Raw genomic sequence first — 7,473 nt, forward strand, 5'->3', positions numbered from 1 at the left:
GGGTGGTGAGGATGGCGAGCCTACCCGCTTCGGCGCACCCGAACGGGTGACTCAGACCGCATCGACCCGCTGACCTGCGTCTCAGCCTGCACGCCGGTGCTGTTTGGGACGAGATCGTTTCTCGACGTACATCCGCTCGTCGGCGGATTTCAGCACCTCGTCCGCCGTCATGCCGCAGTGCGCCCATCCGATGCCGAAGCTGGCGCCCACCCTGACGGCCCGTCCCTCGGCCCTGATGGGCTGGATGATCTCGTTGCGCAGCCGCACCGCGAGGTCCTGGGCGTCGGCCCGGCCGAGCCCGTCGGCGAGGATCACGAACTCGTCGCCGCCGAGCCGGGCCACGGTGTCGCCGTCCCGTACCCCGTTGCTGAGCCTGCGGGCGACCTCGATGAGAACCGCGTCACCCGCGTTGTGCCCGAACCGGTCGTTGATCGACTTGAAGCCGTCCAGGTCGCAGAAGAGCACCGCCAGGCCCTTGGTTCCGTCGTCGCGGTCGCCGGGGGCGACGGTGTGCACATGGTGGTCGTAGCCCTGGTACTCGTCGGCCCCGGGCGGGAAGTCGAAGTCGTGGCCCCGGTCGAAGTCGGGCGGGCCGTAGGCGGCGTCCGCGGAGTCGAAGGACTCGTAGGGCTCCATGGCGGAGCCGACCGCGGCGGGCAGTGTCGGCTGCGGCCGCTGGCTGCACAGGCGGGCGGAGAGCCGGGCGCGCAGTTCTGCGCTGTTCGGCAGGCCGGTGAGCGAGTCGTGGGAGGCGCGGTGGGCGAGCTGGAGCTCGCGGCGCTTGCGCTCCTCGATGTCCTCGACGTGGGTGAGCAGGAAGCGGGGGCCGTCGGCGGCGTCGGCGACGACGGAGTTGCGCAGCGACACCCAGACGTAGGTGCCGTCGCGGCGGCCGAGGCGCAGCTCGGCGCGTCCGCCCTCGGCGGAGGTGCGCAGCAGGGTGCCTATGTCCTCGGGGTGGACGAGGTCGGAGAAGGAGTAGCGGCGCATCGCGGAGGCGGGGCGGCCCAGCAGCCGGCAGAGCGCGTCGTTGGTGCGCAGGATCCGCCCGTGCTGCTCGCCGCCCATCTCGGCGATGGCCATGCCGGAGGGCGCGTACTCGAAGGCCTGCCGGAAGGACTCCTCGCTGGCGCGCAGGGCCTGCTGCTCGCGCTCGAGGCGGACCAGGGCGCGCTGCATGTTGGCGCGCAGGCGGGCGTTGCTGATCGCGATGGCGGCCTGGAAGGCGTACATCTGGAGGGCCTCGCGGCCCCAGGCGCCGGGCCGGCGGCCGTTGCGGGGGCGGTCCACGGAGAGCACGCCGACGAGTTCGCCGGAGGCGCCGGCGCCCTGCGGGCCGGGCGCGTACATCGGGGCGAAGAGGCGGTCGGAGGGGTGCCACTCGTCCTCGAAGCGGGGCATAGGACCGTCGGTGTACCACTGGGGGACGTCGTCGTCGTCGAGGACCCAGCCCTCGGTGTGGGGTATGAACACCAGGTCGCCCCAGCGTTCGCCCATGGACAGGCGGCGTTCCCAGGAGGCGCGGGAGCCCACGCGCCCGGTGATGAGCGCCTCGGCGGCGGGGTTGCCGGAGAAGGCGGCGACCACGAGATCGCCGTCGGGGCGTACGAGGTTGACGCAGGCAAGCTCGTAGCCGAGGGCGTTCACGGCGCCGTCGGCGACGGTCTGCAACGTGTCCGCCAGGCTGCGGGCCGTGTTCATGTCGGCCATGACCTGGTGCAGCTGCCGCAGGGACGCAAGACGGACATAGGGTTCCGACTCGGTCTCCATGCTCGCCCTCCCCCCGAGACCTCGTGGCGAATCAAGGGTGCTCATCGGCGTATCGTCCTGGCAGGCTTCCCCGCCACTGAATCACAGCGCGCTGCCCACTCGGTACACAGGGTCAACAATTCCTCCCCCTTGTGACTCAAGTCACAGCGGAGTGTGAACACTTGTCAGGTTCGTGCGTGGTTCCCCGAGGCTTCCCGAGGGTGGATTGTGTGCCGATTGTGCACGGCCCGTGCCGGTCCCGCGGGCGGTGTGCGGTGCTGTCCGGTTCTGCTGGTCGGCCGCTGGTCCTAGGTCCAGGCTCGGACCGGGGTCCGATGCATGGGCCATGAAGCGGAGACTAGCGTTTCCGGCGTGCCCGACACTCCCTCTTCCCACTCAGCGATCACCGCTCCGCCCGCCGCCCGGCATGCTGAGGGGGTGAGCAACGACGAGTTCCGTGCCGCGATGTCCCGGCTGGCCTCCGGCGTGGTCCTGGTGACCGCCGTGGAGCCGCCGCTGGACCCGGACGACCCGCGGGCGCCGGCGGGCGAGGACGTGGGCATGACGGCGACCGCGTTCCTGTCGGTGTCACTGGACCCGCCGCTGGTGCTGGTCTCGCTGCGCGAGGGGTCCCGGATGGACGAGCTGCTCGAGGAGCAGCCGCTGTGGGCGGTCTCCGTCCTCTCCGAGCACCAGCGGCAGGTCGCGGGACGCTTCGCGATGAAGGGCCGGGTCAGCGACCGCCTGCTCTTCGCGGACCTCGACCATGTGCGCGGCCGGCACAGCGGCGCCCCGCTGGTGAGCGGCGCCCTGGCGACGCTGGAGTGCCGCACCGAGCAGCGGGTGACCGCCGGGGACCACACCCTGGTGATCGGCCGGGTGCTGGCGGCGGAGCTGCCGAGCGCCGAGGGCGGCCCACTGGTCTATTTCCGGTCCCGCTACCGGCAGTTGGGCTGAGCGCGGCCCGCGCGTGCTCTCCTTTCCGCGGGCGGAATTCCTTTTCCCGGCCGGCTCCCGGGCCCTTGCCCTGCCCGGCGTGACGACGACCACGACGGCGCCCCGCCTCGAAGAGATCACCGCGAAGAATCTGGACGCCGCGCTCGGCATACGCGTCCGGCCCGAGCAGGAGTTCGCGGTCGCCCCGGTGGTGAAGTCCCTCGCCGAGGCATACGTCCACCCCGGTGTCGCCTGGCCCCGCCTGATCATGGAAGGCGACCGCGCCGTCGGCTTCCTGATGGCCTTCTTCGACGTCGACTGGTTCGAGGACGGCAGCTGCTTCCGCTCGGGTCTGTGGCGGCTGGACATCGCGGCCGGGGAGCAGGGCAAGGGGTACGGCCGGTCGCGGTGGAGTCGGTCGCCGCCGGGCTGCGCCGCCGCGGCACCGAGGAGCTGTACGTGACCTGGCACCCCGGGGAGCACGGGCCGGAGGCCTTCTACCTGCGCCTCGGCTTCCGGCCCAACGGGGAGGTCGCGGAGGGGGAGACGGTGGGGGTGCTGCGGGTGCGCTGAGCGCGCCGGGCGGCTGGACCTTCATCACCGTCGGCTCCGGCGCCGAGGGCCGTGCGCGGGCCGGCCCCGGCCGCTTGCGACCGTCCGGGTCAGATCCAGCCGCGTGGGGAGCGGCCCCGCTTGGTCTCGGAGCGGCGCTTCTTCTCCCGCAGCCTGCGCTCGTCGATCCCGCGCGGCACCCGGGTGGGCTTGCGGGGCTTGGGCGGGGGCGCGGTGGCCTCGGCGAGCAGCGCCGCCAGACGCGCGGCGGCGGCCTCCCGGTTGCGCCATTGCGAACGGTGCTCGGAGGCCCGGACGGTGATCACGCCGTCGGTCAGACGTCCGGCCAGCCGCTCCAGCGCCCGCCGCTTCCACACCTCGGGCAGCGCCTCGGTGCGGGCCAGGTCGAAGCGCAGCTCCACCTGCGAGTCGCTGGTGTTCACATGCTGTCCCCCGGGCCCGGACGAACGCGAGAAACGCCACATCAGCTCCGACTCGGGCAGCGATACGGAGCCGCGGACGGTCAGATGCCGGGGCGCCAGGCCCCCGGGCCTGCGGGAGAGACCGGACATGCCGTCCATGGTCGCGCCCGTGAGCGGGTCACGTCACCCGAATTTCGTAGGTAAAGAAAGTAAAGCGGCGGGAACCACGTGAACGCCTGTCCGCGTTCAAGGGGGTAGCTGTAGCTTTTTTGCCGTACGCACACGAGGGAAGGAACTCCCAACAATGGCTGTAAGCCTGTCCAAGGGTGGCAACGTCTCGCTCACCAAGGAGGCACCGGGCCTGACGGCTGTCACCGTGGGCCTCGGCTGGGACGTCCGCACCACCACCGGCACGGACTTCGACCTCGACGCGTCGGCGATCGCGGTCAACCCGCAGGGCAAGGTCTACTCCGACGCCCACTTCGTCTTCTTCAACAACAAGCAGACGCCGGACAACAGCATCGTCCACACCGGTGACAACCGCACCGGCGAGGGCGAGGGCGACGACGAGGCGATCAACGTCAACCTCGCCGCCCTCCCGGCCGATGTCGAGAAGGTCGTCTTCCCGGTCTCCATCTACGACGCGGAGAACCGCGGCCAGAACTTCGGGCAGGTCCGCAACGCCTACATCCGCATCGTCAACCAGGCCGGCGGCACCGAGATCGCCCGCTACGACCTGTCGGAGGACGCGGCCACCGAGACCGCCATGATCTTCGGCGAGCTCTACCGCAACGGCGCCGAGTGGAAGTTCCGCGCCGTCGGCCAGGGTTACGCCTCGGGCCTGGTCGGCATCGCCCAGGACTTCGGCGTGAACGTCTGACCCAGGCGTCCGCACGCGCACCGCAGTTCGCACGCGCACGTCCCGGAGCCCCCGGCCGCCCTGCTGCGGCCGGGGGCTCCGGCGCAGGTGCGACGTCCGGCCGGCTCCCGGCGGATGTGCGGGTCCCGGGTGCCGTCTCACGGTCGCGGCGGCTTGCCCTCCCCGTACAGCCAGTCGGACCAGACGGCTGTGAAGTCCCGCTCCGGGAAGCGGCGTTCGACGAAAGCGATGAAGTCCGCGGTGTCCGCGTTGCCGTGCCGGTGCTCGCGGGCCCAGCCGCGGATCAGGGCGGAGAAGCCGGCGTCGCCCACCGTCTGCCGGATCCGGTGCAGCACCATCGCGCCCCGCCAGTAGACCGGCACGTCCGAGATGTGCGCCGCGTCGGGCGGCTCGGCCGGCGGGAAGGACCACAACGCCTCGGCGGACTCCGCGTCCGGGAAGTACGCGCCCTCGTAGAGCGCGTCGAAGGTCTGCTGGGCGGTGTCCCCGCCGTGGTCCTCCTGCCACAGCCACTCCGCGTAGGTGGCGAACCCCTCGTTCAGCCACATGTCCCGCCAGGACTCGGGGGTGACGGAGTCGCCGTACCACTGGTGCGCCAGCTCGTGCACCAGCAGACCGGTGTCCGGGGCGCCCGGGAAGACGGGGCGGGTCTGGGTCTCCAGGGCGTAGCCCGAGTCCTCCGGCCGCTCGACGATCACGCCCGCCGAGGAGAACGGATACCGCCCGAACCGGCGCTGCGCCCAGTCCAGCACGCGGGGCAGCTCGGCCAGGGCGTCCCGGCTCGCCTCCGCCACCGCCGGATCGACCGCCGTGAGCAGCGGCACGCCGCCGGGCGTCCGGCCGCGCGCGATGTCGTAGCGGCCGATCGCGACGGTGGCGAGATAGCTCGCCATCGGTTCGGCGGTCCGCCACCTGAAGGTCGTACGGCCGTCCCGGGTGCGCTGCCCGGCCGGCTCCCCGTTGGACACCGCCGTCAGCCCCCGCGGCACGGTCACGGCGACGGTGTAGGTGGCCTTGTCCGAGGGGTGGTGGTTGCCGGGGAACCACGCCATGGAGCCCACCGGTTCACCCAGCGCCAGCGCCCCGTCCGCGGTGGGCAGCCAGCCCTCCTCGGAGCCGTCCGGGTCGGTGAGGGTGCGCGGGGTGCCGGAGTAGCGGACCGTCAGCCGGAAGGTGCGGTTCTGCCGCAGCTCCTCGGCGGGACGCACGGTCAGCTCCTGCCCCGCCCTGTTCCAGCGGGCCTCGGCCCCGCCCACGGTGACGCGCTCCACCTCCAGGCCCGTCAGGTCGAGGTTGAGCGAGGAGAGCCTGCGGGTGGTGCGGGCGGTGAGCGTCGCGGTGCCGGTGAGCTGCCGGGTGCGGGGCTCCCAGGCCAGGCGGAGGTCGTAGTGCGTGACGTCGTAGCCGCCGTTGCCCGCCTTGGGGAAGTACGGGTCGCGCAGCCCGGAGGCCCCCGGGGTGCCGTCCACGCCGCCGCACCCGGCGAGCAGGGCGAGCACGGCGATCAGGGACCGGTGAGCACGCACTTTCCGATCCTAAGAGCCGCACGGCCGGATCCACCGGTACTCCAGGGGGTGTCCGGAAGCTGCTGCCGCGGGCCGGCCCGGTCGGCGGCACGGCGGCGGCATGACACCATCGCCTGCGTGCTCGACATCGGCTACGCCCTCTCCAACCGCTTCCCCGACCCCCCGCAGACCGACTACCGCCGCGCGGACGTCCGTGCCCTGCGCCACGACCTGTTCTGCGGGGACGTCTATCTCGCCGACACCGAGTCGGACCGGGAGATCTCCACGGCCTGGGGATGGGTGCCGGTGCTCGACTTCGCGTGGGCGCTGTGCGACATCGTGGAGCGCGTCGACCGGGACCCGGCCGGCTCCCGCGCCTCCCGCCCGCAGCACGCGGAGCTGGACTTCACCGAGTCGACCGACCGCCTGCTCTTCGAGCGCCGCTTCGGCTGGGTGGACATCGAGGCGGAATGGCTGCCCGCCGCCGAGCCCCCGCTGACCTTCTCCCACGCCGAACTCCGCCGCGAGGCCCGGGACTTCCTGCACGACCTGATCGCCGACCTGGTCGACCTGCACGACGACCTCGGCGAGAACCCGGCGATCTGGACCCTCCAGGCCCGCTATCCCCGCGTCACATGACCGGTCCCCACCACACCGCCGCCCTCACCCCTCCACCCTGATCCCCAGCTGACCGGCCAGCAGCGGTGCCAGATCCAGCAGTTGCCCCGTGCTGATCACCGCCCCCGCCAGCCGGTCCACACCTCCCGCGATCTCCAGCGACGCCACCCCCCGCAGATCGACGTCCGTCAGCGTGGCCCCGGTGAGATCCACGCCCTTCAGCGCGCAGTCCACGAACTCCACCCGCTCCAGCCGGGCGCCGCCGAAGTCCGGCTCGACCAGCACACAGCCCTCGAAAACGACGTCTCTCAGCCGGGCCGCGCGCAGATTCAGGAAGTCGATCTTCCCGCCCCGGACCAGCACCCGCTCCAGCACCGCGCCGTGCAGTTGCGTGCCGCCGAGGCGCGCGTCGGTCAGCTCGACGTCGCGCAGGGTCGCCTCCGCGAGCCCGGTGCCCACACCCCGGACACCGGCGAGCACCGAGTCCAGGATCCGTGCCCGGGACAGCCGCGTCTCGTCCAGCGCGCACCCGGTCAGCGCGCAGTCCATGAACCGGGCACCGCCCCCGTCCTGCCCGGACAGGTCCGCCTCCCGGAACTCCAGCCCGTCGTAGTCCCCGTCCGGCTCCAGCCCGCTCCCCTCGAACCGCTCCAGCGCGGGCAGCCGCAGCTCGGGCCGCCGCGCCCCCTTCACTCCCGTACCGCCCGCCGCTCTCCTCGCCATGCCCCCATGCTGCACCCCGCCACTGACAACGCCCGTGACCTGCGACTTCACCACCCATGTCACATTCCGGGGCGCTCGAGCGGTCCTA

7 protein-coding genes and 1 pseudogene are annotated in these 7,473 nt (G+C 72.3%); 4 read left to right on the forward strand and 4 right to left on the reverse strand.

Going from position 1 to position 7,473, the window contains the following annotated elements:
* Positions 1-81 precede the first annotated feature (81 nt).
* The gene (gene cdgB, locus HCJ93_RS15340; protein ID WP_167996246.1) at positions 82-1,770 is read right to left on the reverse strand and encodes a diguanylate cyclase CdgB; all 1,689 of its coding nucleotides are present in this window, start codon (positions 1,768-1,770) and stop codon (positions 82-84) included.
* A 351-nt stretch (positions 1,771-2,121) separates the two neighbouring features.
* Here cdgB and HCJ93_RS15345 point away from each other — a divergent pair, with 351 nt between their 5' ends.
* The gene (locus HCJ93_RS15345) at positions 2,122-2,706 is read left to right on the forward strand and encodes a flavin reductase family protein (RefSeq protein WP_167996247.1); all 585 of its coding nucleotides are present in this window, start codon (positions 2,122-2,124) and stop codon (positions 2,704-2,706) included.
* 79 nt (positions 2,707-2,785) lie between these two features.
* Positions 2,786-3,258: pseudogene (locus tag HCJ93_RS15350) on the forward strand (GNAT family N-acetyltransferase).
* A gap of 89 nt (positions 3,259-3,347) precedes the next feature.
* Here HCJ93_RS15350 and arfB read toward each other — a convergent pair.
* The gene (gene arfB, locus HCJ93_RS15355) at positions 3,348-3,818 is read right to left on the reverse strand and encodes an alternative ribosome rescue aminoacyl-tRNA hydrolase ArfB (RefSeq protein WP_167996248.1); all 471 of its coding nucleotides are present in this window, start codon (positions 3,816-3,818) and stop codon (positions 3,348-3,350) included.
* A gap of 145 nt (positions 3,819-3,963) precedes the next feature.
* Here arfB and HCJ93_RS15360 point away from each other — a divergent pair, with 145 nt between their 5' ends.
* A complete protein-coding gene (locus HCJ93_RS15360; protein WP_167996249.1) occupies positions 3,964-4,539 on the forward strand; it encodes a TerD family protein in 576 nt (191 codons plus the stop codon).
* A gap of 137 nt (positions 4,540-4,676) precedes the next feature.
* Here HCJ93_RS15360 and HCJ93_RS15365 read toward each other — a convergent pair whose 3' ends face one another.
* Positions 4,677-6,065, reverse strand: a complete 1,389-nt coding sequence (locus HCJ93_RS15365) for a M1 family metallopeptidase (protein ID WP_167996250.1) — start codon at positions 6,063-6,065, stop codon at positions 4,677-4,679.
* Positions 6,066-6,182: 117 nt separating this feature from the next.
* On the opposite strand from HCJ93_RS15365, the gene HCJ93_RS15370 reads away from it, so the two are divergent.
* The gene (locus HCJ93_RS15370; RefSeq protein ID WP_167996251.1) at positions 6,183-6,683 is read left to right on the forward strand and encodes a hypothetical protein; all 501 of its coding nucleotides are present in this window, start codon (positions 6,183-6,185) and stop codon (positions 6,681-6,683) included.
* A 24-nt stretch (positions 6,684-6,707) separates the two neighbouring features.
* Here HCJ93_RS15370 and HCJ93_RS15375 read toward each other — a convergent pair whose 3' ends face one another.
* Positions 6,708-7,385 (reverse strand): pentapeptide repeat-containing protein, encoded by a 678-nt coding sequence (locus tag HCJ93_RS15375; protein WP_167996252.1) that lies wholly within the window; start codon positions 7,383-7,385, stop codon positions 6,708-6,710.
* Positions 7,386-7,473: the final 88 nt, after the last annotated feature.

The sequence above is a fragment of the Streptomyces composti genome (genome assembly GCF_012034205.1).
In the GTDB taxonomy this organism is placed as follows: Bacteria; Actinomycetota; Actinomycetes; order Streptomycetales; family Streptomycetaceae; genus Streptomyces; species Streptomyces composti.